At 73.1% G+C, this 20918-nt stretch carries 21 protein-coding genes; 3 read left to right on the forward strand and 18 right to left on the reverse strand.

What is annotated here, in order from left to right; genetic code table 11:
• On the reverse strand, positions 1-825 hold an 825-nt coding region (locus tag AB5970_RS06900), incomplete at its 3' end, for a sigma-70 family RNA polymerase sigma factor (protein WP_370503183.1).
• Between the two features lie 144 nt (positions 826-969).
• Here AB5970_RS06900 and AB5970_RS06905 point away from each other — a divergent pair.
• Complete coding sequence (locus AB5970_RS06905) at positions 970-1791, forward strand: hypothetical protein (protein ID WP_370503333.1); 822 nt, start codon at positions 970-972, stop codon at positions 1789-1791.
• A 102-nt stretch (positions 1792-1893) separates the two neighbouring features.
• The gene (locus tag AB5970_RS06910) at positions 1894-2784 is read left to right on the forward strand and encodes a phosphotransferase (RefSeq protein WP_370503184.1); all 891 of its coding nucleotides are present in this window, start codon (positions 1894-1896) and stop codon (positions 2782-2784) included.
• A 55-nt stretch (positions 2785-2839) separates the two neighbouring features.
• On the opposite strand, the gene AB5970_RS06915 is transcribed toward AB5970_RS06910, so the two are convergent.
• From AB5970_RS06915 to nrdH, 8 genes are all read right to left on the reverse strand, one after another.
• Positions 2840-3139, reverse strand: a complete 300-nt coding sequence (locus AB5970_RS06915) for a DUF1540 domain-containing protein (RefSeq protein ID WP_370503185.1) — start codon at positions 3137-3139, stop codon at positions 2840-2842.
• A 96-nt stretch (positions 3140-3235) separates the two neighbouring features.
• A complete protein-coding gene (locus tag AB5970_RS06920) occupies positions 3236-4021 on the reverse strand; it encodes a DUF2510 domain-containing protein (protein ID WP_370503186.1) in 786 nt (261 codons plus the stop codon).
• A 43-nt stretch (positions 4022-4064) separates the two neighbouring features.
• A complete protein-coding gene (locus AB5970_RS06925) occupies positions 4065-4772 on the reverse strand; it encodes a DUF2510 domain-containing protein (protein WP_370503187.1) in 708 nt (235 codons plus the stop codon).
• Between the two features lie 52 nt (positions 4773-4824).
• Positions 4825-5751 (reverse strand): DUF2510 domain-containing protein, encoded by a 927-nt coding sequence (locus AB5970_RS06930; RefSeq protein WP_370503188.1) that lies wholly within the window; start codon positions 5749-5751, stop codon positions 4825-4827.
• Positions 5752-5908: 157 nt separating this feature from the next.
• Positions 5909-6883 (reverse strand): class 1b ribonucleoside-diphosphate reductase subunit beta, encoded by a 975-nt coding sequence (gene nrdF / locus AB5970_RS06935; RefSeq protein ID WP_370503189.1) that lies wholly within the window; start codon positions 6881-6883, stop codon positions 5909-5911.
• A 40-nt stretch (positions 6884-6923) separates the two neighbouring features.
• The gene (nrdE, locus tag AB5970_RS06940) at positions 6924-9071 is read right to left on the reverse strand and encodes a class 1b ribonucleoside-diphosphate reductase subunit alpha (protein WP_370503190.1); all 2148 of its coding nucleotides are present in this window, start codon (positions 9069-9071) and stop codon (positions 6924-6926) included.
• A complete protein-coding gene (gene nrdI / locus AB5970_RS06945) occupies positions 9041-9457 on the reverse strand; it encodes a class Ib ribonucleoside-diphosphate reductase assembly flavoprotein NrdI (RefSeq protein WP_370503191.1) in 417 nt (138 codons plus the stop codon). Before nrdI ends, nrdE begins: the two co-directional genes overlap by 31 nt.
• Positions 9458-9551: 94 nt before the next feature.
• Positions 9552-9797 (reverse strand): glutaredoxin-like protein NrdH, encoded by a 246-nt coding sequence (gene nrdH, locus AB5970_RS06950; RefSeq protein WP_370503192.1) that lies wholly within the window; start codon positions 9795-9797, stop codon positions 9552-9554.
• A gap of 502 nt (positions 9798-10299) precedes the next feature.
• On the opposite strand from nrdH, the gene AB5970_RS06955 reads away from it, so the two are divergent.
• Complete coding sequence (locus tag AB5970_RS06955; RefSeq protein WP_370503193.1) at positions 10300-13494, forward strand: BTAD domain-containing putative transcriptional regulator; 3195 nt, start codon at positions 10300-10302, stop codon at positions 13492-13494.
• 47 nt (positions 13495-13541) lie between these two features.
• Here AB5970_RS06955 and AB5970_RS06960 read toward each other — a convergent pair whose 3' ends face one another.
• The 9 genes from AB5970_RS06960 to AB5970_RS07000 all read right to left on the reverse strand — a co-directional run bounded on the left by AB5970_RS06960 (position 13542) and on the right by AB5970_RS07000 (position 20853).
• Positions 13542-14369: an ABC transporter permease gene (locus AB5970_RS06960; protein WP_370503194.1), complete on the reverse strand. Its 828-nt coding sequence runs from the start codon at positions 14367-14369 to the stop codon at positions 13542-13544.
• The gene (locus AB5970_RS06965; protein ID WP_370503195.1) at positions 14369-15355 is read right to left on the reverse strand and encodes an ATP-binding cassette domain-containing protein; all 987 of its coding nucleotides are present in this window, start codon (positions 15353-15355) and stop codon (positions 14369-14371) included. Before AB5970_RS06965 ends, AB5970_RS06960 begins: the two co-directional genes overlap by 1 nt.
• A 68-nt stretch (positions 15356-15423) precedes the next feature.
• Positions 15424-16245, reverse strand: coding sequence for a hypothetical protein (locus tag AB5970_RS06970; protein WP_370503196.1), 822 nt, complete (start codon positions 16243-16245; stop codon positions 15424-15426).
• The gene (locus tag AB5970_RS06975; protein ID WP_370503197.1) at positions 16232-17500 is read right to left on the reverse strand and encodes a hypothetical protein; all 1269 of its coding nucleotides are present in this window, start codon (positions 17498-17500) and stop codon (positions 16232-16234) included. The genes AB5970_RS06970 and AB5970_RS06975 overlap by 14 nt, the downstream gene beginning before the upstream one ends.
• Positions 17494-17775: a hypothetical protein gene (locus AB5970_RS06980; RefSeq protein ID WP_370503198.1), complete on the reverse strand. Its 282-nt coding sequence runs from the start codon at positions 17773-17775 to the stop codon at positions 17494-17496. Before AB5970_RS06980 ends, AB5970_RS06975 begins: the two co-directional genes overlap by 7 nt.
• On the reverse strand, positions 17772-18059 hold the full coding sequence (locus AB5970_RS06985) for an SAV_915 family protein (protein ID WP_370503199.1): 288 nt from the start codon (positions 18057-18059) through the stop codon (positions 17772-17774). The genes AB5970_RS06980 and AB5970_RS06985 overlap by 4 nt, the downstream gene beginning before the upstream one ends.
• A gap of 46 nt (positions 18060-18105) precedes the next feature.
• The gene (locus tag AB5970_RS06990) at positions 18106-19278 is read right to left on the reverse strand and encodes an aminotransferase class V-fold PLP-dependent enzyme (protein WP_370503200.1); all 1173 of its coding nucleotides are present in this window, start codon (positions 19276-19278) and stop codon (positions 18106-18108) included.
• Positions 19279-19462: 184 nt separating this feature from the next.
• Complete coding sequence (locus tag AB5970_RS06995; RefSeq protein ID WP_370503201.1) at positions 19463-19882, reverse strand: heat shock protein transcriptional repressor HspR; 420 nt, start codon at positions 19880-19882, stop codon at positions 19463-19465.
• Positions 19883-19884: 2 nt separating this feature from the next.
• A complete protein-coding gene (locus AB5970_RS07000) occupies positions 19885-20853 on the reverse strand; it encodes a DnaJ C-terminal domain-containing protein (RefSeq protein WP_370503202.1) in 969 nt (322 codons plus the stop codon).
• Positions 20854-20918 lie beyond the last annotated feature (65 nt).

The following is a 20918-nucleotide window of genomic DNA, read 5'->3' on the forward strand; positions in this document are numbered from 1 at the left end:
CGCGATCCCGCCGCCGACGGGCAGGAGCACACCGAGGGCCCCGAGGCCGACCAGCCCGAGCACCAGCGGCGCGATGACCGCCCGCATGCCGTGGTTGACGTCGCTGAGCTCGAGCACGAGCCCGCGGCACGTCCCGCACGTGTCGAGGTGCGCCTCGACCTGCGCCGTCTCGCGGGTGCCGAGGCCGCCGCGCACGTACGAGCCGAGCTTGCCGGCAACCGCCGTGCAGCCCTCGTCGAGCGGCTCCTGCAGGTGCTGCTGGAGGTACGCCTGGCGCAGGCCCTCGCGGGCCCGGTACGCCAGCGCGGCCACGCCGTTGGCGGTCAGGCCGAGGATCGGGGCGATCTGCGCCGGGGTGAGCTGCTCGACCTCGGTGTGCCACAGGACGGCCTGCCACCGTTCGGGCAGGGAGTGGAACGCCCGCGCCACCACCCCGCGCTCGAAGCCGGCGAGCGCCGGGTCCTCGGCCGTGCCCGCGAGGGCGGTGCCGGCCTCGAGGACGGCGATGTCGTCCGTCGGCTGCACGCGCCGGGCCTTCTCCCGGCGCAGGGCGGCCACGCGGCGCACCACCGTGTAGAGGTAGGCGCGGAACGCGGTCTCGGGGCCGTTGCCCCGCTGGAGGGCTCCGAAGACGGCGGCGAAGGAGTCGGACACGACGTCGTCGGCGTCCGCCGGGGAGTCCGTGTACTGGCGGGCGACCACCCAGGCTGCGCCGGAGTGCCGCTCGTACAGCGCGCCGAGGGCAGCGGCATCTCCGGAGCGCGCGGAGGAGATGAGCTCCGCGTCCCCCGTGATCCCGCCGTCGAGCTGCGCGCTTGCTGACACGAATGCTCCCGTCGGCTCTCCACGTCCGAGCGCACAGCCTGCCATATCCGGCGATTCGTGCATAAGCAGGGTGAAGTTCGCCGGGTGAAAAGCGTCGGACCGGCGTCACACCCGACACCTGTCGGCCTCTCATCCGGCGTGACGATGAATACAGGGTCGAACAACGCTGCGCTCCCGGCGCTCCCGGGCCTCCCCGGCGAGCACCGCGCCGTGCCCGCCGCGCTCCGTGAGCGCTGGCGCGACGAGAGCGTCCGCTCGGTGTGGCTCCGCCCGTCCGACTGGTACCACCCGGCCGTCGACGCGCTGGCCGCCGCCCTCCTCGGGGCCGGTGACACGGAGGCGGCCGCGGACGAGCTGGGCCGCGCGCGTGGGTACGACGGCGTCGGCATCGGCGAGACCATGGACGACCTCTCCTGCCTGTACCGGACCCTCGGCGCGAGCGAGCCTCCGATGACGGTGCTGCGCGCCCTGTGCGAGGGGTGGGCCGACGCCCAGGCGGGCACCATCGCGTTCGGCACCGCCCTCGACCCCGAGTCCGGGCTGCCGAGCCGGCAGTACCTCGCCATCAGGCTCGCCGAGACGTACCGCGACGCCGCGCTGCCCACGCAGCGGGCGCGCACCGTGGCCGACCTCGGCCACCACCTGGTGCTCATCGACGTCGCCGCAGGCACGGTCGACCCGTTCACCCGCGCGGCGCGGTCCGCGGCCGTCGGCGCGGCGATGACGACGACCTACGGCGAGGGTCATCCGATGGCGACGTTGGGCGGCGGCGTCTTCGCCGTCCTCGCGCGTGCCGACGAGGACCCGCACCCGCCGCTCGAGGCTCTCCACCTCGAGATCGCCCGACGGTGCGAGCTGCTGGAGCTCCGCTCGTCCACGCGCCAGCCGGTGCGCGTGTGGGTCGAGCCCCTTCCGGCCACGCACGAGCAGGCGCTGCAGACACTCGACCGGGTGTCTCGACCCTGAGCCGACGCCTTTCCGTCAGGTGCGGTGAAGGTCAAGCGCAGGTCAGGGAGTTCTCTGGGACCAAGGCGGGACATCTCGGACGAATGCGTCTACCGTCGATCCATGAACTCCGCCGGACTCGCTCCGAGCGACCCCACGACGCCTTCGGAAGAGAGGGCGGCTGAGGCCGCTGAGATCCACCTGCACGATGCGTCACCCGACCTCCCGACGCAGCCCGACCGCCGCTCGACCGCACCCGCCGAGCACCCCCTGCCCCCCGTCGACGCCGCCCTGGCGGAGTCCGACGAACCCGGTCCCCTGCTGACCGCAGGCCAGACCGCCGACGTGTTCTCGCTCGACGACCACCACGTGCTGCGCCGTTACCGCTCCGGCCGCGACGCGTCGCCGGAGGTCCGGCTGCTGCGCCACGTGGTCGCCCACGGCTTCCCCGCACCCGCCGTCCTCCAGGCGAGCGGGCCCGACCTGGTGATGGAGCGCCTGCACGGGCCGACCCTGCTCCAGGCCCTGGCCGCCGGCGAGGTCTCGATCACCGACGCGGCCGAGATCCTCACCGACCTGCACTCGCGGCTCCACGCGATCCCCGCGCCCGAGGGGTGGTCGCCGGGCCAGCCCGACGTCTGGCCGCTGGTGGTGTCCGGCCCGACGGTGGTGCACCTCGACCTGCACCCGGGCAACGTCATCCTCACCGAGAGTCACGGCCCCGCGCTGGTCGACTGGGCGAACGCCCGCACCGGCACCGCGCAGCTGGACGTCGCCCTCACGGCGCTCATCGTCGCCGAGGTGGCCGTCGACGCGGGCGGCGTGTACTCGCAGGCGGCGCGCGCGCTGCTCGCCGCCCTGCTGCACGCCACCGACGTGGACCTGCTGCCCGCCCTGGACGACGCGGCCGTGCTGCGCGGCAAGGACCCGTCGCTGGTGCCCGGGGAGCGCGAGCTCGTGCCCGAGGCCGCCGTCCTCATCCGCGATCTGGTCGAGGTCGCGACCCGCGCCTGACCCCGAGCACGACGACGGCCGCCCCGCTCAGCAGGGCGGCCGTCGTCGTCTCGGGTCAGCGGGGAGTGAAGGTCAGGCAGTCCGCCTCGTCGTGCGCCGCGCCGATGCGGACCGACTCCGCGGTGCACTCGAGCGACGAGTTGTGCGCGCACTCGGCCCGCTGGCACGCGCCGACGTGGGTGATCACCTTGTCCAGCCCGCCCTTGGTGCCCAGCGGGAAGAACGTGGTGCACTGCGCGTCGCCCGGAGCGCCACCGATGTTCACGGCGGCCGCGTGGCAGTGCGAGTGGTCGTTGTACGAACAGCCGTCGACCGAGCACTCGGCGACCGCGGGCATGTCCATCAGGGTGCTCATGACGACCTCCGGGGGTGCGGGGCGTGCGTGTCCCTCTCGACGCTAGACCCGCTCGCCGGACCCTGCCTAGCAAGCAAGGCCTGGCTTACCGGGGGCTCACTGCAGCGGTCCCCACTCGCCCCCACGGCCGCGGCGCGACGCGACGAGGCTCCACACGCCGGCGCCGACGGTCAGCGCCCCCATCCCCGCCAGGGCCCACCCCAGCGAGCCGGCGGGGCCGGGGCCGGCGACGGCGAGGACGAGCCCGACCACGAGGAACAGGGCTCCCGCGCCGAAGAAGGTGAGCAGCCGCCAGAGCGCCAGCACGCCGAGCGCGCCCCGGACCGCGGTCCCGGCCGCGCGGTACCCCGCCGGCGCGGCCGGAGTCGTCGCGCCGGCCATCCACGCGGTCGGCGTGCTCGCCGGCTGGGGGACGGCGTCCTGCGGGCCGGGCGCCGACGGCGTCCAGACGGGCGACGGGCGCGGCGCCGGCACCGACCCGGCGATGCTCTCGGCGAGCAGCTGCTCCCCCACCCCCGCGAGCGCACCGAGGACGCCGCCCCTCGCGCGCAGCTGGTGCACGGCCTCGACCGCCGCGGCGTGCTCCGCCGGGATCTGCACGTCACCGCCGCTGCGGCCGGCCCGGACCTCCGCGGCGAGCGCGTGGGCGAGCGGCGAGTCCGCGTAGCGCGCGTCGGTGACCGGCGGATAGGCGTGGGTGATCGGCTCGCCGGGCCCGTAGAACGTCGCGTGCAGCCCGCCCTCGGTCACCTCCTGCCCGAGCACCGGCTTGCCGGCCACCAGGGCCGGCTGCACGTGCTCCGTCCAGCGTGCGCCGTCCCACCAGCGCAGCCGGCCGTCCGCGCGCGGGTCGGGGTACCAGTTGGGCGGGGGTGTCTCCACCAGGGCTCCAGGCGCTCGGGGGCACCGACGACGAACCCGCCGGTCAGAGGTGGATCGGCGGTGCGGCGGCGGCACTTGAGCCCGCGGCGCCGTGCGACCGTCGGCGCTCCCGGCGCCTGATCGCCGCGACGAGCTGGTAGGCACTCTGCGCGATGAGCGCCGTCGCGAAGACCAGGAACCACCACACGACCGGCGTCCCCCGCTCGCGGGCGGCGGTCACGGCGATCGCGACGACGACGGCCCCGATGACGATGCCGAGGGCGGCCTGCCCGGCCGTCGGCGGATGCGGCACCACCCAGCCTCTCGGGCGCGCGGTGCCGGCATCGGTCGGGTCCACCGACCGGGGATCGCGGACGGCGTCGGCGGCGGCCAGCTCCGCGGACGTCGCGAGGGCTCCGACGACTCCCCCGCGCAGCCTCGCCTGGTACGCCGCCTCGACCGCCGCCTGCTGCTCGTACGGGATCGCGACGTCGCCACCCGGGTCCCGGCGCTCCTCGGCGGCGAGGTAGGCCGCCGCGAGCGGCGAGCCCGCGTACCGCGGGTCCGAGAGGGGCGGGTACACGTGCGTCGGCGTCACGCCGGGCGGGGTGTACGTGAGGCGGGCGCCACCCTCCGACACGGGGATCCCGAGCGGGACCCGGCCGGGAGCGGGCGCGGGCTGGACGTTCGGCGTCCACCGCGTGCCGTCCCACCATCGCAGCCAGCCGTCGGCGTCGGGGCTCGGGTACCAGTTGGGCGGCGGTGACTCCACCAGGACTCCAGGGGCATCGACGGGGCGAGGGTTGAGCGACGGGGGCGACCGGTCAGCCGCGGGTCCGGCGCCAGCCCGACAGCACCGACGCCCCGCCCCGGATCGTGCCGATGAGCCCGCCGGCGACGATGCAGAGCCCGACCACGGGGAAGACGGCCATCATGAGCAGGGTGCTGGTCGGGGCAGGCAGGCGCGCGTCGCCGCCCCCAGGGGCCGCCGTCGTGTAGATGACATCGACCGACGCCCCGAGCGTCGGGCACGTGCTGGACGAGTACCCGGCGCGGGCGCGGTAGCTCGTGCCGTCGACGACGAAGGAAGCCTCGGGCGAGCACACCCGCGCGCCCTTCCTCGTGGTCGACTCGTGCAGGTCGACCACCGTGCCGCGGGTCAGCGTCTCGTCGGCCCCCGCGTGCGCGGACGTGATCTGTGGCACCACGATCAGGCTGATCGCGGAGAAGACGAGCCCGAACAGCAGCGTCATGACTCCGCCGACCAGACCGCCGCCCCCCGTCCTCCGGGGGCTCCCCACGAGTCCCTGCACCAGCGCGGCCGCGCCCTCGGTCTGCTCGGGGCCGGAGGGTCGGGCGGCGGCGGCGTACGGGCTCGGCGCGCCGTACCCGACAGCCGGCCGCGGGAGCCCCGTGCTCGCGTCGGGCGGCGGACCGTACGGCGTGGCGCCGACCTGCTCGGGGCCGACCGTCGTGGCTAGGGCGGTCATGCCGTAGGGCTGGACGGCCGTCGGACCGGTCTGCTGCGGCACCGTCCCGGCACCCGGCGGCGCCGAGCGTCCGACGCCCTCGACGACGACCACGCGCTCCGGATCGAAGGTGGACCTCGGCTGCGGGAGCCACGGCTGACCGGCCTCCGGCTCGGGCGTCTCGACCTGCCGGACGTGACCGGTCCAGCGCACGCCGTCCCACCAGCGCTGCCTCTCCACGGCGTCCGGGCTCGGGTACCAGCCGGGAGGTGGTGTGCTCACGTCTGCTCCAGTCGCACGCGGGTCCGGTGCGGCCCGTCGAACCCGCCCCGCGAGCCAGATCGGCCGGCCGGTGCGCCGAGTTGAGCCGACGCGGGCGAGAACGACCGAACGGCCGACCCCCGGAGGGATCGGCCGTTCGGGTGCGCTGGGCGACGGGTCAGAAGTCCCAGTCGTCGTCCTCGGTGTTGACGGCCTTGCCGATGACGTACGACGAGCCCGACCCGGAGAAGAAGTCGTGGTTCTCGTCGGCGTTCGGGGACAGGGCCGACAGGATCGCCGGGTTCACGTCGGTCTCGTCGCGCGGGAAGAGCGACTCGTAGCCGAGGTTCATCAGCGCCTTGTTGGCGTTGTAGCGCAGGAACTTCTTGACGTCCTCGGTCAGGCCGACGCCGTCGTAGAGGTCCTGCGTGTACTCGACCTCGTTGTCGTACAGCTCGAAGAGGAGCTCGAACGTGTAGTCCTTGAGCTCGGTCTTCTCGGCCGCCGACAGCTTCTCGAGGCCCTTCTGGTACTTGTAGCCGATGTAGTACCCGTGCACGGCCTCGTCGCGGATGATCAGGCGGATGAGGTCGGCCGTGTTGGTCAGCTTGGCGCGGCTGGACCAGTACATGGGCAGGTAGAAGCCCGAGTAGAACAGGAACGACTCGAGCAGCGTGCTCGCGACCTTCCGCTTCAGGGGCGAGTCGCCGCGGTAGTACTCCATGACGATCTCGGCCTTGCGCTGCAGGTTCGGGTTCTCCTCCGACCAGCGGAACGCCTCGTCGATCTCCTTGGTGGAGCACAGCGTCGAGAAGATCGAGCTGTACGACTTGGCGTGCACCGACTCCATGAACGCGATGTTCGTGTAGACGGCCTCCTCGTGCGGCGTGATGGCGTCCGGGATGAGCGAGACGGCGCCGACCGTGCCCTGGATGGTGTCCAGCAGCGTCAGACCGGTGAAGACGCGCATGGTGAGCGTCTTCTCCTGCTCCGTCAGCGTGGCCCACGACTGCACGTCGTTGGAGACCGGGACCTTCTCGGGCAGCCAGAAGTTGCCGACCAGGCGGTCCCAGACGTCCGCGTCCTTGTCGTCCTCGAGCCGGTTCCAGTTGATCGCCGAGACGCGGCTGACGAGCTTGAGCTTCTCGCTCATCGGAGTGCTTCCTTCGTGTCGTTCAGGTTCGGCGTGGCGGTCAGAGCATGCACGAGACGCAGCCCTCGACCTCGGTGCCCTCGAGTGCCAGCTGGCGCAGGCGGATGTAGTAGATCGTCTTGATGCCCTTGCGCCAGGCGTAGATCTGCGCCTTGTTCAGGTCACGGGTGGTCGCCGTGTCCTTGAAGAAGAGCGTCAGCGACAGGCCCTGGTCGACGTGCTGCGTCGCCTCGGCGTAGGTGTCGATGACCTTCTCGTAGCCGATCTCGTACGCGTCCTGGTAGTACTCCAGGTTGTCGTTCGTCATGAAGGGCGCCGGGTAGTAGACGCGCCCGATCTTGCCCTCCTTGCGGATCTCGATCTTCGACGCGATCGGGTGGATCGAGCTCGTCGAGTGGTTGATGTACGAGATCGAGCCCGTCGGCGGCACGGCCTGGAGGTTCTGGTTGTAGATGCCGTGCTCCTTGACCAGCTCGGCCAGCGCGCGCCAGTCGTCCTGGGTCGGGATGTGCACGCCGGCGTCGGCGAACAGCGCCTCGATCCGGGCCGTCTTCGGCTTCCACTCCTTCTCGATGTACTTCTCGAAGTACTCGCCGGTCGCGTACTTGGAGTCCTCGAAGCCGAAGAACTTCTGCTGGCGCTCCTGCGCGAGCAGGTTCGACGCACGGATCGCGTGGTACGCCACCGTGTAGAAGTACATGTTGGTGAAGTCGAGGCCCTCGTCGGACCCGTAGAAGATGCGCTCGCGCGCCAGGTACCCGTGCAGGTTCATCTGGCCCAGGCCGATGGCGTGGCCGCCGGCGTTCGCCTTCTTGATGGACGGCACCGACTCGATGTCGGTCTGGTCGGAGACGCCGGTGAGGGCGCGGATGGCGACCTCGACCGACTTGCCGAAGTCGGGCGAGTCCATCGACAGCGCGATGTTCATCGAGCCGAGGTTGCAGGAGATGTCGCGGCCGACCGTCTTGTACGAGAGGTCCTCGTTGTACTCCGACGGGGTCGAGACCTGCAGGATCTCCGAGCACAGGTTCGAGTGCGTGATCTTGCCGGCGATCGGGTTGGCCCGGTTCACCGTGTCCTCGAACATGACGTACGGGTAGCCGGACTCGAACTGCAGCTCCGCCAGCGTCTGGAAGAACTCGCGGGCGCTGATCTTGGTCTTCTTGATCCGCGCGTCGTCGACCATCTCGTAGTACTTCTCGGTCACGTTGATGTCCGCGAACGGCACCCCGTACACGCGCTCGACGTCGTACGGCGAGAACAGGTACATCGGCTCGTTCTTCTTGGCCAGCTCGAACGTGATGTCCGGGATGACGACGCCCAGCGAGAGGGTCTTGATCCGGATCTTCTCGTCGGCGTTCTCGCGCTTGGTGTCGAGGAACCGGTAGATGTCCGGGTGGTGCGCGTGCAGGTACACGGCGCCGGCGCCCTGACGGGCACCCAGCTGGTTGGCGTACGAGAACGAGTCCTCGAGCAGCTTCATCACGGGGATGACGCCGGAGCTCTGGTTCTCGATGTGCTTGATGGGCGCGCCGTGCTCGCGGATGTTGCTGAGCAGCAGGGCCACGCCGCCGCCGCGCTTGGAGAGCTGCAGGGCGGAGTTGATGCCGCGCGCGATCGACTCCATGTTGTCCTCGATGCGCAGCAGGAAGCAGGACACGGGCTCGCCGCGCTGCGCCTTGCCGAGGTTGAGGAACGTGGGCGTCGCCGGCTGGAACCGGCCGGAGACGATCTCGTCGACCAAGGAGATGGCGAAGTCCTGGTTGCCCTCGGCCAGCGCCAGGGCGACCATGCAGACCCGGTCCTCGAAGCGCTCGAGGTACCGCTTCCCGTCGAACGTCTTGAGCGTGTACGACGTGTAGTACTTGAACGCGCCGAGGAACGTCTGGAAGCGGAACTTCTTCGAGTACGCGTACTCGAAGAGCGTCTTGATGAACGCGCGGTCGTACTGCGCGAGCACCTCGGGGTCGTAGTACTTGTTCTCCACGAGGTAGTCGAGCTTCTCGTTCAGGTCGTGGAAGAACACCGTGTTCTGGTTGACGTGCTGCAGGAAGTACGCCCGCGCCGCCTCACGGTCCTTGTCGAACTGGATCTCGCCGTTCGCGCCATAGAGGTTCAGCATGGCGTTGAGGGCGTGGTAATCCAGTCCCGACGTCTCTACGCGGGTATCTGCGACTGTCGCTGCCAAAATCTTCCCAATCCCTCACGGACGGCTGTGACGTCCTCGTTCGTTCCCATGAGCTCGAACCCGTACAGGTAGGGGACGTGGCACTTGGCCGCGATGATGTCCCCCGCGATGCAGTAGGCCTCGCCGAAGTTCGTGTTGCCGGCCGCGATGACTCCGCGGATCAGCGCACGGTTGTCCTCGTCGTTGAGGAACTTGATGACCTGCCGGGGTACTGCGCCACCCTCGTTCCCTCCGCCGTACGTCGGCAGGACCAGCACGTACGGCTCGGAGACGTGCAGGAACGGGTCCGTCGGCCGCAGCGGGATGCGCTGGGCAGGCAGACCGAGCTTCTGCACGAAGCGGTGGGTGTTGTCCGAGGCGGAGGAGAAGTAGACCAGGGAGCTCATCGGTCGGATCCCCTCGCTCAGGTCGTGCTGCTGCTGCGACGAGCCCGCCGGGCCGGCGCGGCATTCACCAGCGCCGGCCCGGGGAGTCTTCGTGTCAGGCGACCGCGGTCGCCAGACGGTCGGCCAGCGCCTTGATGCGGTCCGGGCGGTAGCCCGACCAGTGCTCGCCGTCGACGATCACGACGGGGGCCTGCAGGTGGCCGAGCGACATGACGTAGTCACGCGCGTCGGCATCCTCGCTGATGTCCACGACCGTGTACTCGGCGTCGAGCTTGTCGAGCGCGCGGTAGGTCGCGTTGCACTGCACGCACGCCGGCTTGCTGTAGACCGTGATCGTCATCGTGGGCTCCCCATGTCCTGTCCGCTGGTCCTGTCTGCGGCACGCTCCCCCCGGAGCGTTCGCGAAGCTGTTGCCTGGTGCTGGTGGGCCCGTCTCCGGGCCGGATGCGGTGCTGAGACCCGGTGTGCCGGTTCCGCGCTGCGTCGTGACTAGACACTACACCTAGGGGTCCCACACGCAATGGACCACTAGGGGTTGTAGTGACAAGCGTGTCATTCTTCACCCTGTGGAGAACTCCCAGCCTACCGGCGACCACTGACAGCGCCCCCGACCAGGGCCGACGCGCGACCGTGCACAGGCATCCACAGGCACGCTCACCGCGCCCACAGCCCGTCCACATCGCAGTCCACACCCGGGTTGTCCGATTGGCCCGGAACGCCCCGCCGCGACACGCCAGGACGTGCACCCGAACGGCCGAGAGACGCGCGTCGAGGCCGTGTCGGGACACTCGGATCGCCGCGGACGCGGACGGCGGGCCACCCGCGTGCGCGATGCTGTCCCCGTGCAGATCACGACGCTCGGGGCGCTCGCCGTCGACGGCCGGCCCGTCCGCGGTGACCGGCTGGTCGCGCTCGTGGGCGCCCTGCTCGACGCGCGCGGCCGCGCGGTGTCGTCGGCGGCCCTCGTCGAGGACGTGTGGGAGGGGCTCCCGCCCGACGACGCCGCCGGCGCGGTGCAGGCGCTCGTCTCCCGCGCCCGCCGCCTCGGGCTCGCGATCGAGGCCGCGCCGGGCGGGTACCGGCTGCCCGTCGACGGCCTGCGGATCGACGTCGCCGACGCCGAGGGACTCCTTGCCGACGGGCGGTCCGCCCTGCGGGCCGGCGACGCGGCGCTCGCCCGGGACCTGGGCCGCGACGCGCGCGCCCTGGTGCCCGCCGTCCCCGACCTGAGCGACACGGCCACCGCGCACCTGCTCGCGGACGTCGTGGCCCTCCAGGCCGAGGCGGGACTGGCGCTCGGCCAGGTGGACGACATGGTGGAGGACCTGCGCCGCTGCGCGCTGCGGACCCCGCCGGACGAGCCGCTGGTCGCGCTGCTGGTGCGCGTGCTCGCGGCCCAGGGCCGGGACGCCGAGGCGCTCGCCGTGGTCGAGCAGGTGCGTGCCGAGCTGGCCGACGCCTACGGCACCGACCCGTCGCCCGTCGTCGCGCAGGCGCACCTCGCACTGCTGCGCGGCGAGCTCGCCCCGGCGCCGGTCCGCGCCGCGCCGACGGACTCCCCGCGCGCCGTCCTGGCCCTGCCCGCCGCCTGGCGCCGGCCCGCGACCGCGCTGGTCGGGCGGGACGCCGACGTCGCCCAGGTCGAGTCGGCGCTCGGCACGTCGGCGCTGGTCACCATCGTCGCAACCGGCGGCGCCGGCAAGACGCGCCTGGCCGGCGAGGTGGCCCGCCGCGCCGCGACCGGGCGGCGCTCCGTCCGGGTCATCGAGCTGGCCGGCCTGCGGGCGCCCGCCGAGGTGCTGCCCACCGTGCTGGCGGCGATCGGCGGCGCCGACGCGACCGCCGCGCGCGCGGACATCACGACCGAGCGCCGGCTGCTGACGCCCGAGGACCGCCTGCGGCTCGCCGCGCAGGACCTCGACGGGCTGCTCGTGCTCGACAACTGCGAGCACGTGCTCGACGCGGCCGCCGTGGTCGTCGGCGACCTGCTGGCGGTCGCCTCCCCCGACGTCGTGGTGCTCGCCACCAGCCGGGCCCCGCTCGGGCTGGTCGGCGAGTCCGTGCACCGGCTGCGCGCGCTGCCCGACGCCGACGCGCTCGAGCTGCTGGAGACCCGCGCCCGCGCCGGCCGGGCGACCCTCGGGTGGGACCCGGACCGCGCGCGCGAGCTGTGCCACCGGCTGGACAACCTCCCGCTCGCGCTCGAGCTGGCGGCCGCGCGGCTGCGGTCGATGACGGTGGAGGACGTGCTGGAGGGGCTGAGCGACCGGTTCGCCCTGCTCGACGACGCCCTGCGCGGCCTGCCCGACCGGCACGCGAGCCTGTGGGCGATGGTCGACTGGAGCCGCGAGCTGCTGGACCCGCCCGACCGGGCCCTGTTCCAGCGGCTGGCCGTCATCCCCGCGCCCTTCACGGCCGACGCCGCGGCCGCCGTCGCGGGCACCTCGGCCGCGGCGGTGCGCCGGGGCCTGGCCACGCTGGTCGAGCAGTCGCTGCTCACGCTCGACGAGCAGGACGGCGGACCCGCGCGCTACCGCATGCTCGAGACCGTCCGGGAGTACGGCGAGGCGCGGCTCGACGCGGTCGGCCACCGGCGCGACGCCATGTCGGGGCTGGTCCGGTGGGCGGCCGCCGAGGCCGTGCGGCTGGGCGCGGACTTCGTCGGCTCCGGTCAGGTCGTGGCCTTCGACCGGTGCGCCGCCGAGCAGGAGACGTTCCTGGCGGCGCTGCGCTGGGCCGTGGAGCACGACGACCCGTCCGGCGCCGTGGACATCGTCTCGGCGCTCTTCCACCTCTGGAGCGTGCGCGGGCTGCACGTCGAGGTCACCGAGTGGGCGCAGCGCGTGCTGCTGGCCGACGACCCCGCGGCCCGTCGGACGTCGCCGCTGTTCGTCGGCGCCGCGTCGGGCCGGCCGCTGCCGGACGCCGACCGGCTGACCGCCACGAGCCTGTTCGCCGCGGTCAACGCGGGCGTCTCGGTGTCGCTGCGCCTGGTGGCCCTCGCGTGGCGGTCGATCCGCCTGGTGCTCGCGGAGCGGCCCGAGCAGGTCTCGCGGCGCATCACCGCGCTCACCGCCACGATGCCCGCGCTCGGCTCGACGGACGTCGACGTCAGCCTGGTCGCGGCGGAACGGCTGATCGCCAGCGACGACGGCTTCCTGCACGGGCTCGGCCTGTTCATGCGCGCGGCGGTGCGCGAGAACGCCGGCGACCCGTCGATGTCCAGCGTGGACGCGCGCGAGGCCTACCGGCAGTTCGAGGCGATCGGCGACCACTGGGGCATGGGCATGGCCGCGCAGGGCGTCGGCCAGTGGGAGAGCGCCCGGGGGTCCGACGACGCGCAGGAGTGGCTGGTGCGCGGCCTTCGGCACCTCGAGCTGGTCGGGGCGATGCAGGACGTGCGCAGCATCCGCGTGATGCTCGACGTCCAGCGCGCGCTCGAGGGGGACGAGGAGGCCCTGGTCCGGCTCCGCGACGTGACCACCTCGTCGCAGGTGGACGACATCGACGCGGCGCAGGCGCTGCTCGGGCTCGCGCACGTCGCCTGGCACGCCGGGCGCGCCGACGAGGCGCTGGCGAACGCCGAGGCCGCGTCGGCGCTCGTGGTCACCATGTCGATGCCGGTCCCGCAGGCGCGCATCGCGTTCCGGGTCGCCGCCGCCGTGATGCACCTGCGGGTGGCGGGGATGCGCGTCGAGCAGCAGGACGCCGCCCTGGCGCACGCCGTCGACCTGCTCACGTCCGCGGCCCCGGAGGCGCTGGCCACGCAGGACATGCCGGTGCTCGGGTCGTTCGCGCTGGGCATGGCCGAGCTGGCGGCCCACCGCGGGGACGACGACCTCGCGCGGCACCTGTGGTCGCTCGGCGTCCGGCTCGGCGCCAACCGCGTGATGCTCTTCCAGCCGGGGGTCGACGGCCTGCTGGCCGAGGTGCTGGGCGACGACGACGACCGCGAGCGCCTGCTCGACGTGTGGCGCGACCAGCCCTCGACCGCGGCGGCGGCCCGGGTTCGGGAGCTCGCGGCCGGCCTGGCATGACGGACGGCGGGCCTCCCCTCGGGGAGACCCGCCGTCCGTCGGTGGGGTCAGACCTTGCGGCGGTACGCCCGCAGGGCCAGCGGCATGAACACCGCGACCAGCCCGACGCACCAGGCGAGCGTGTAGTAGACGCTGTTGCCCATCGGCGCCCCGAGGAAGAAGCCGCGCATCGCGGCGACCAGGTGGGTCAGCGGGTTCCAGGCGACGAAGCTCTGCATCCAGCTGGGCAGCGTGGTCGCGGGGACGAACACGTTCGACGCGAAGCTGAGCGGCATGATGATGAGGAACATGATCCCCTGCACGGCGCCGGAGGTCCGGACCTTCATGCCGACGAACACCGACACCCAGGACAGGGACAGCGCGAACAGGATCGCCAGCAGGCAGCCCGCGACCGCGCTGAGCGGGTCGGTGAGGATCCGGAAGCCCATCAGGTAGCCGACGACGAACGTCGAGATGATGACGATGACGTAGCGGACCACGTCGCCGATCACGGCCCCGACCAGGGGAGCCGGTCGCGGGATGGGCAGTGACTTGAACCGGTCGAAAATGCCCTTCTCGAGGTCGGTGTTGAGGTTGACGCCGATTGCGATGGCGCCCTGGGCGATCGTCTGGGCGAGGATCCCCGGGAGCAGGAACTGCAGGTACGTCGTCGTGTCACCGGCGACCGCGCCGCCGAAGATGTAGACGAAGATCACCAGGAAGATCGCCGGCTGCAGGGTGACGTCGATGAGCGCCTCGGGCGTCCGCCACGTCTTGATCAGGCTGCGCTTGGCCAGCGACAGCGAGTGCCGGACCAGCGGGAACGGCTTGCGCGTGACGGTGGCGGCCGACGTGGGGACGGCGCGCGGGGAACGGTGCTCGGTGAGCGTGGTCATCAGGCCACCTCCTTCGTCTCGGTGGTGTCGGCCGTGTCGTCGTCGGACGCGGTGCGGCCGGTGAGCGTGAAGAACACCTCGTCCAGGCTGGGCAGGTGCAGGGAGAGCTCGGTCACGCCGATGCCGGCGCTCGCCAGCCGGGACACCGTCGCGGTCAGGGCGGAGTCGTCCTGGACCGGGACCGCGAGGACGCCCTTGCGGATCTCGTCGGCGGCCGGGCCGGACGAGACCTGGCCGAGGATGGTCGCCGCCTCCGCCATGCGGGTCAGGTCGGCGGGCCGGACCTCGAGGGTCTGACCGCCGACGATCCGCTTGAGGCCGTCCGGGGTGTCGTGCGCGATGACGCGACCGTGGTCGATGACCGTGATCTCGTCCGCGAGCGCGTCCGCCTCCTCGAGGTACTGCGTGGTGAGCAGCACGGTCGAGCCGTCGGTGACCAGCGAGCGGACGACGTCCCACATGTCCTCGCGCTTGGAGGGGTCCAGGCCCGTCGTGGGCTCGTCGAGGAAGATGACGTCGGGGCGGCCGACGAGGCTCGCCGCGAGGTCGAGGCGGCGGCGCATGCCACCGGAGTAGGTCTTGGCCGGCCGGTCGGCCGCGTCGGTCAGGTCGAACCACTCGAGCAGCTCGGCGGCGCGCGCGCGGGCGCCGGCCCGGCCGAGGTCCAGCAGCGTGCCGAAGAGCACGAGGTTCTGGCGTCCGGAGAGGTCCTCGTCGACGGACGCGTACTGGCCGGTCAGGCCGATCGACTGGCGGACGCGCTCGGCGTCCTTGACCACGTCGAAGCCCGCGATGCGGGCGTGGCCGGCGTCGGGGGTGAGGAGGGTGGAGAGGATGCGGACGGCCGTCGTCTTGCCGGCCCCGTTGGGGCCGAGCACACCGAGGACGGTGCCGCGGGCGACGGCGAGGTCGACGCCCTGGAGGGCCTTCGTCTCGCCGAAGTGCTTGACGAGGCCGTCGGCCTCGATCACCAGGTCTTGTGTCATGACCCCAGGCTGCCGGGGCGCGCTGACAGGGCGCCGACATGACGCCGACACGCGGCGACCTCACGGTGTCAGGTGCGCGGGTCCAGGTGCTCGACGAGCCGCCGGCGGCTCACGTCCCCGCCGATCTCCGCGCGGGCGGACGGCGTGTGCGCGTAGTAGAGGACGATGCCCGCGAACCACCCGGCATCGATGTCGAGCGCGGGCGCGGGCACGTCGATCCACGGCGCCCGCGGCTGCGGCGCGACCAGGAACCTCCGCCGCCGGGACCACCGCCACGAGGGAGCTCCGGGCGCCCCGTGGAAGCGGACGAGGGTGAACTGGCCCGCGTTGACCAGCTCGGCCGACGCGACGTCGTCCCAGTCGAGCCAGGCGTCGCCGTCCCAGCCGCGGGCCCCGATGCCCTGCGCCGTCAGCACGACGCGCGGGTCGCGGGCGGCCCGCAGGACCGTGTCGGGCAGCAGCAGCGCCAGCAGGGCGGCGAGCACGACGACGAGCCAGGCGCCGCCGTTGCCGTCGCGCAGCAGCGCCGCCGCGACCCCGACCAGCACGAGGACGAGGAACGCGACGGTCAGCATCGGGAGCAGCAGCAGCGTCGACCGCCACGGCAGCACGAGCGCCGGGACGCCGTCGACGGGCTGCGTGGTCACGCTCCGCCCGTCCTGCGGCGCGCGGTGCAGGTACGTCCGGTGGAAGCCCACCGAGCCGAGCCCGACCCAGCCCAGCCCGACGGCGACGCCGAGCAAGGCGGCGGGCACGCTCCACGTGCTCTGGCCCCGCGCGACGAGCATCGCGAGCGAGAGCCCGAGCACGAACCCGCCGAGCACGGCGTTGGCGATGACGACGAACCAGAGGAAGCCCCGGCCTGCGCCCGTGGACTCAGAAGATGGCATCCCACGCGTCCTTCGCCGCGCCGCCCACGGCGTCGGCCGCGTCGCCCACCAGGTCGCCCGCGTCGGACACCGTTCCGGTGAGCTCGTCCCAGCCGTCGGCGATCGCCGTGCCGACGTCGCCCAGGTCATCCACGCCGTTCTCCCACATCGAGTCGATGGCCCCCGAGGTGATGAGGCCGACGCCCGTGCCGATGATGGTGCCGACGACCGCTCCGGCGACCGTGCCGACCACCGGCACCGGGACGAAGGTGCCGACGAGCGCACCGACCCCCGCGCCGGCGGCCGCCCCGGCGCCGAGCGACGCCAGGAAGCCGACCCCGTTGGAGACCGCGGCCTGCGCCGGCGACTCCCCGTGCTGCGTGTCGTCGTAGATGCTGTAGCCGGTCGCCGCGACGCCCAGCACCAGGAGCCCGCGCGCCAGCCCCACGGGGACGCGCGCGCCGCGCAGATCCTCGGCGGCCCGGGCCGCGAGGCCGGCGTTGTCGGTCGAACCGTCGAGCAGCTCGTAGAAGTGCCAGGCGGACGTGGTGATCCGCCCCTCGGGCGTCGTCACCGCCCGGACGTGCGCCGCGTAGGACTGCGCCGCCGCCTGGTAGCCGGCCATCCGCTGCGAGGCGTTGAAGGCGACCACCGAGATGGCGGCGGCCGAGACGCCGGCGGACATGAGGTCGTTGGCCAGACCGGTGAGGTTGCCGGAGTTCGACTGCCACGTGCCGGCGGCCGACGTGAGCGCCTCGGCCCAACCGGTCTGGACGCCCTCGGCGATCCCGACCGTGGCGTTCCACGCGGTGACCTGCGCGTTGTGGTCGTCGATCGCGGCGACCCCCTGGTCGTGCGCCGCGACCTCGGCCGGCGTCGCGTCCGCCGCCAGCGACGGCACGGCGGCCGGCGCGGGTCCGGGCGCCTGCACCAGGGTCCCCGTCACGGTGAGGCCGCCCGCGCGGGCGACCGAGCGCGCGCGCTCCATCTCCGACTGCGCGGTCTGCAGCGCGGTGGCGAGCGCGTCGAGGTCGCCCGCGGTGCTGGACGCGATGCCGGAGACGCCGTCGGCCGTGTCGGCCAGGGTCGCCAGCCGGCGGCGCTGGCCGTCGCCGGCGTCACCCACCCACGCCGATGCCGACTGCGTGCGCTGGGTGCGGACGTCGTCGGAGAGCGTCGACGCCGCGGTGGAGAAGGAGCCCCGCAGCCAGGTCGCGGCCCCGCGGATGCTCGCGGGCGACCCCGCGATCTCCGTCTGGAGCGCGGCCGTCACCACTGCCCCAGGGTGCGGAAGCGCTCGGTGACGCCGCTGTCCGTCGCGCGGTAGTCCGCGACGCACTCCTCGGTCACGCCGGCGAGGTGGTCGGCCTCGTAGGTGAGCCGGGCCGACGTGTCCGCGAAGGTGTGCAGGACGGCCGCGAGCAGCTCGGTGGCGACCCCCGCGTCGACGGCGCCGGGCATGCTGGTCGACGCCCGGTCGAGGGCGGTGCCCGCCGCGCGGAGCCGCTGCGCGATCTGGTCGAGCGCCTGGTGGTCGGTCTCGACGCTCATGCGGACGCCCCGAACCGCTGGTCGTCCGGCACGGGCAGGTCGAGCAGCACGAGGTCGAACGGGCGCACGTCCCACAGCTGCTGGAGCTCCGCCGTCGGCAGGGTGAACCACGGCTGGTCCTCGCCGCAGCACCGCATCAGCCGGTCGAGCGCCGAGTAGACGAGCAGGGCCGTCCGGCCGTCCTTGGTCTCCCGGTACAGGACCTCGAGGTCGGCGGGGTCGGCCACGTGCCGGGCCGCAGGGATGTAGACGATGGGCGGGTAGTCCTTGGGGATCGCACGCACGGCAGCGAACCTACCCGAGCAGACGGCGCCCCACCCTGGGGACGGCTCAGCGCAGCGCCGCGAGCAGCCGGTCGAGCTCCTCGTCCGACGTGTAGTAGTGCGGCGACGCGCGGACCACCTCGGTCAGGCCGCGCGCGCCGAAGTCGAGCTGGGCCGACGACAGGCGCGTGACGCTGACGTTCACGCCCGCGGCGGCGACCCGGGCGCGGACCTCGTCGGCGGACCGCCCCTCGACCGTGAACGTGACGATGCCCGACCGGCGCACGCCTTTGTCGCGCACCGTGACGCCCGGCAGCTCGGCCAGGTCGGCGCGGAGCCGGTCGGCCAGCCCGACCACGCGGCGCTCGATCGCCGGCAGCCCGAACCCCAGGGCGTAGTCCGCCGCCGCGCCGAGCCCGAGGTTGTCGGCGATCGACCGCTCCCACGTCTCGAACCGCAGCGCGCCGGGGACCGCCTCCCACGTGCTCGGGGACGTCCAGGTGGCCGCGCCGAGGCCGAGCACGGGCGGGACCAGCCGCTCCGTGACCGTCCGGCTCGCGTAGAGGAACCCGGTGCCCCGCGGACCGCGCAGGAACTTGCGCCCGGTCGCCGCGAGCAGGTCGCAGCCGAGGTCGTCGACGTCCACGTCGAGCTGGCCGACCGACTGGCACGCGTCGAGCAGGAACGGCACGCCGGCCTTCCGCGTGAGGACCCCGACCTCCGCGGCCGGGTTGACCACGCCGCCGCCGGTCGGCACGTGGGTCAGGGCCACCAGCGCGACGTCGTCGTCGAGCCGGCTCTCCAGCCGGTCGAGGTCCACCTGGCCGTGCTCGTCGTCCTCGATCACCTCGAGCGTCGCGCCCGAGCGCTCGCACGCCTGGAGCAGGCCGATGGCGTTGCTGATGTACTCGGTGCGCGCGGTGAGGAGACGCTGGCCGGGCTTGATGCTGAGCGAGGCGAACGCCACGTTCCACGCGGCCGTCGCGCTCTGCACGAGCGCGATCTCGTCCCGCTGTGCGCCGACCAGGCGGGCGACCGAGTCGTAGACCGCCGCCACCCGGTCCTCCGCCTCGGCCTCGGCCTCGTACGGACCGATCTCCGCCTCGCGGCGCAGGTGCGCGACGACGGTGTCGGTCACGAGACTCGGGCGCAGGGCGCCGCCGGCGTTGTTGAGGTGGGCGACGTGGTCGATGCCGGGGGTGTCGCGGCGGGCCCGGTCGAGGTCGAGGTCGGTCGTCACGAGCGCCGAGTCTAGGCAGCGATGGTCGTCGCTCCCATGGCCACCCGGCAGGAAGTGGCCGCTCCCGCGGACGTCCGCAGATTCGCGCGCCCCAGCGACCGGATGTGCGGACGCAACGGGTCCACGGCGGCAGCGTCCGCAGATTCGTGCGCTCGGGCGACCGGATGCGCGGACGCTGGAGGGGTCAGCGCGACGGGCGCCAGAGGACCACGGCCGCGCGGTCCGCCGTGGTGGTCGGGCGGCGGCTGCGGCTGGCGGTGCGGCTGACCGCCTCGACGGCTCCCGTTCGGTCGGCCGTGAACACCCGGCGGCCCGGCGCGACGAACGCGCGCAGGTACTCGACCTGGCGCCGCAGCCCGTCCAGCTCCGACTCGAGCTCGAGGATCCGCTTGATGCCGGCCAGGTTGACGCCCTCGTCCTGCGACAGCCGCTGCACCTCGCGCAGGGTCGCGATGTCGCGCAGCGAGTACCGGCGGCCGCGGCCGCTCGCCCGGCTGGGGCTGACCAGGCCGAGCCGGTCGTACTGGCGCAGGGTCTGCGGGTGCATGCCGGCCAGCTCGGCGGCGACCGAGATCACATAGACCTTGGCGTCCTCGGAGACCATGGCTACGTCTTCGCCGCGTCGAGCAGGCCCGCGCGCACGTCCTCACCGGACGTGGCGATGCCGAACGCCTGGACGGCCTCGCGGGCTGCGGTGTTGAGCCGCTGGGGGACCACGACCTGGACGGTGATGAGCAGGTCGCCCTTGGTGCCGGGGACGCCCTTGCCCTTGACGCGCAGCACGCGACCGGACGGGGTCCCCTCGGGCACGCGGACGCGGACGGTCGAGCCGTCGAGCGTCGGCACCTCGATGGTGGCGCCCAGCGCGGCCTCGTCGAAGGCCACCGGGACGGTGATGCGCAGGTGGTCGCCGTCGAGGGCGAAGACCGGGTGCGGGGTCACGCGGACGGTGATCACCAGGTCGCCCGCCGGTCCGCCGCGCTCGCCGGGACGACCCTTGCCGCGCAGCCGGATCTTCTGGCCGTCGCGGACGCCGGCGGGGATGCGCGCGTTGACGGTGCGGCCCTCGACCACGAGGGAGACCGTCGAGCCCTCGACCGCCTGACGGAACGGGAGGGTCGCGCTCGTCGCCAGGTCGGCGCCCTGCTGCGGACCGGGGGCGAACCCGCCGGCGCCGCTGGTGCCGAACAGCCCGCCGAGGATGTCCTCGAAGCCGGCCGCCCCGCCGGGAGCGTTGGTGTACCGGACGCGACCGCCCTGCTGGCCGCCGAACATGCCGCCGAAGACGTCCTCGAACCCCGCAGTCCCGCCGCGGCTGCCGGACGTGAAGCGCGGACCGCCGGCCATGGCCCGCAGCTGGTCGTACTGGCCGCGCTGCTCGGCGTCGGACAGGACCGCGTACGCCTCCCCGACGTCCTTGAACCGCGCCTCGGCCTTGGCGTCACCCGGGTTGTGGTCCGGGTGCATCTGCCGGGCGAGCTTGCGGTACGCCTTCTTGATCGTCGCGGCGTCAGCGTCCTTGGGGACGCCGAGGACCGAGTAGAAGTCCTTCTCGAGCCAGTCCTGACCGGTCACGCCGCTCCTTCCTTCGTCTCTGTGTGCAGCGTCCGGGCAACGAGTGCTCGTTGCCCGGACGCTAC

Origin of the sequence: Cellulomonas sp. ICMP 17802 (assembly GCF_041295535.1) — a bacterium.
Lineage (GTDB): Bacteria > Actinomycetota > Actinomycetes > Actinomycetales > Cellulomonadaceae > Cellulomonas.

Excerpts from the sequence above, each read along its gene's own strand:
- AB5970_RS06970 (WP_370503196.1), bottom strand. The coding sequence starts at position 16,245 with ATGCCATCTTCTGAGTCCACGGGCGCAGGCCGGGGCTTCCTCTGGTTC.
- AB5970_RS06980 (WP_370503198.1), bottom strand. The coding sequence starts at position 17,775 with ATGAGCGTCGAGACCGACCACCAGGCGCTCGACCAGATCGCGCAGCGG.
- AB5970_RS06965 (WP_370503195.1), bottom strand. The coding sequence starts at position 15,355 with ATGACACAAGACCTGGTGATCGAGGCCGACGGCCTCGTCAAGCACTTC.
- AB5970_RS06915 (WP_370503185.1), bottom strand. The coding sequence starts at position 3,139 with ATGAGCACCCTGATGGACATGCCCGCGGTCGCCGAGTGCTCGGTCGAC.
- nrdF (WP_370503189.1), bottom strand. The coding sequence starts at position 6,883 with ATGAGCGAGAAGCTCAAGCTCGTCAGCCGCGTCTCGGCGATCAACTGG.
- AB5970_RS06910 (WP_370503184.1), top strand. The coding sequence starts at position 1,894 with ATGAACTCCGCCGGACTCGCTCCGAGCGACCCCACGACGCCTTCGGAA.
- nrdH (WP_370503192.1), bottom strand. The coding sequence starts at position 9,797 with ATGACGATCACGGTCTACAGCAAGCCGGCGTGCGTGCAGTGCAACGCG.
- nrdI (WP_370503191.1), bottom strand. The coding sequence starts at position 9,457 with ATGAGCTCCCTGGTCTACTTCTCCTCCGCCTCGGACAACACCCACCGC.
- AB5970_RS06905 (WP_370503333.1), top strand. The coding sequence starts at position 970 with ATGAATACAGGGTCGAACAACGCTGCGCTCCCGGCGCTCCCGGGCCTC.
- AB5970_RS06960 (WP_370503194.1), bottom strand. The coding sequence starts at position 14,369 with ATGACCACGCTCACCGAGCACCGTTCCCCGCGCGCCGTCCCCACGTCG.
- AB5970_RS06995 (WP_370503201.1), bottom strand. The coding sequence starts at position 19,882 with ATGGTCTCCGAGGACGCCAAGGTCTATGTGATCTCGGTCGCCGCCGAG.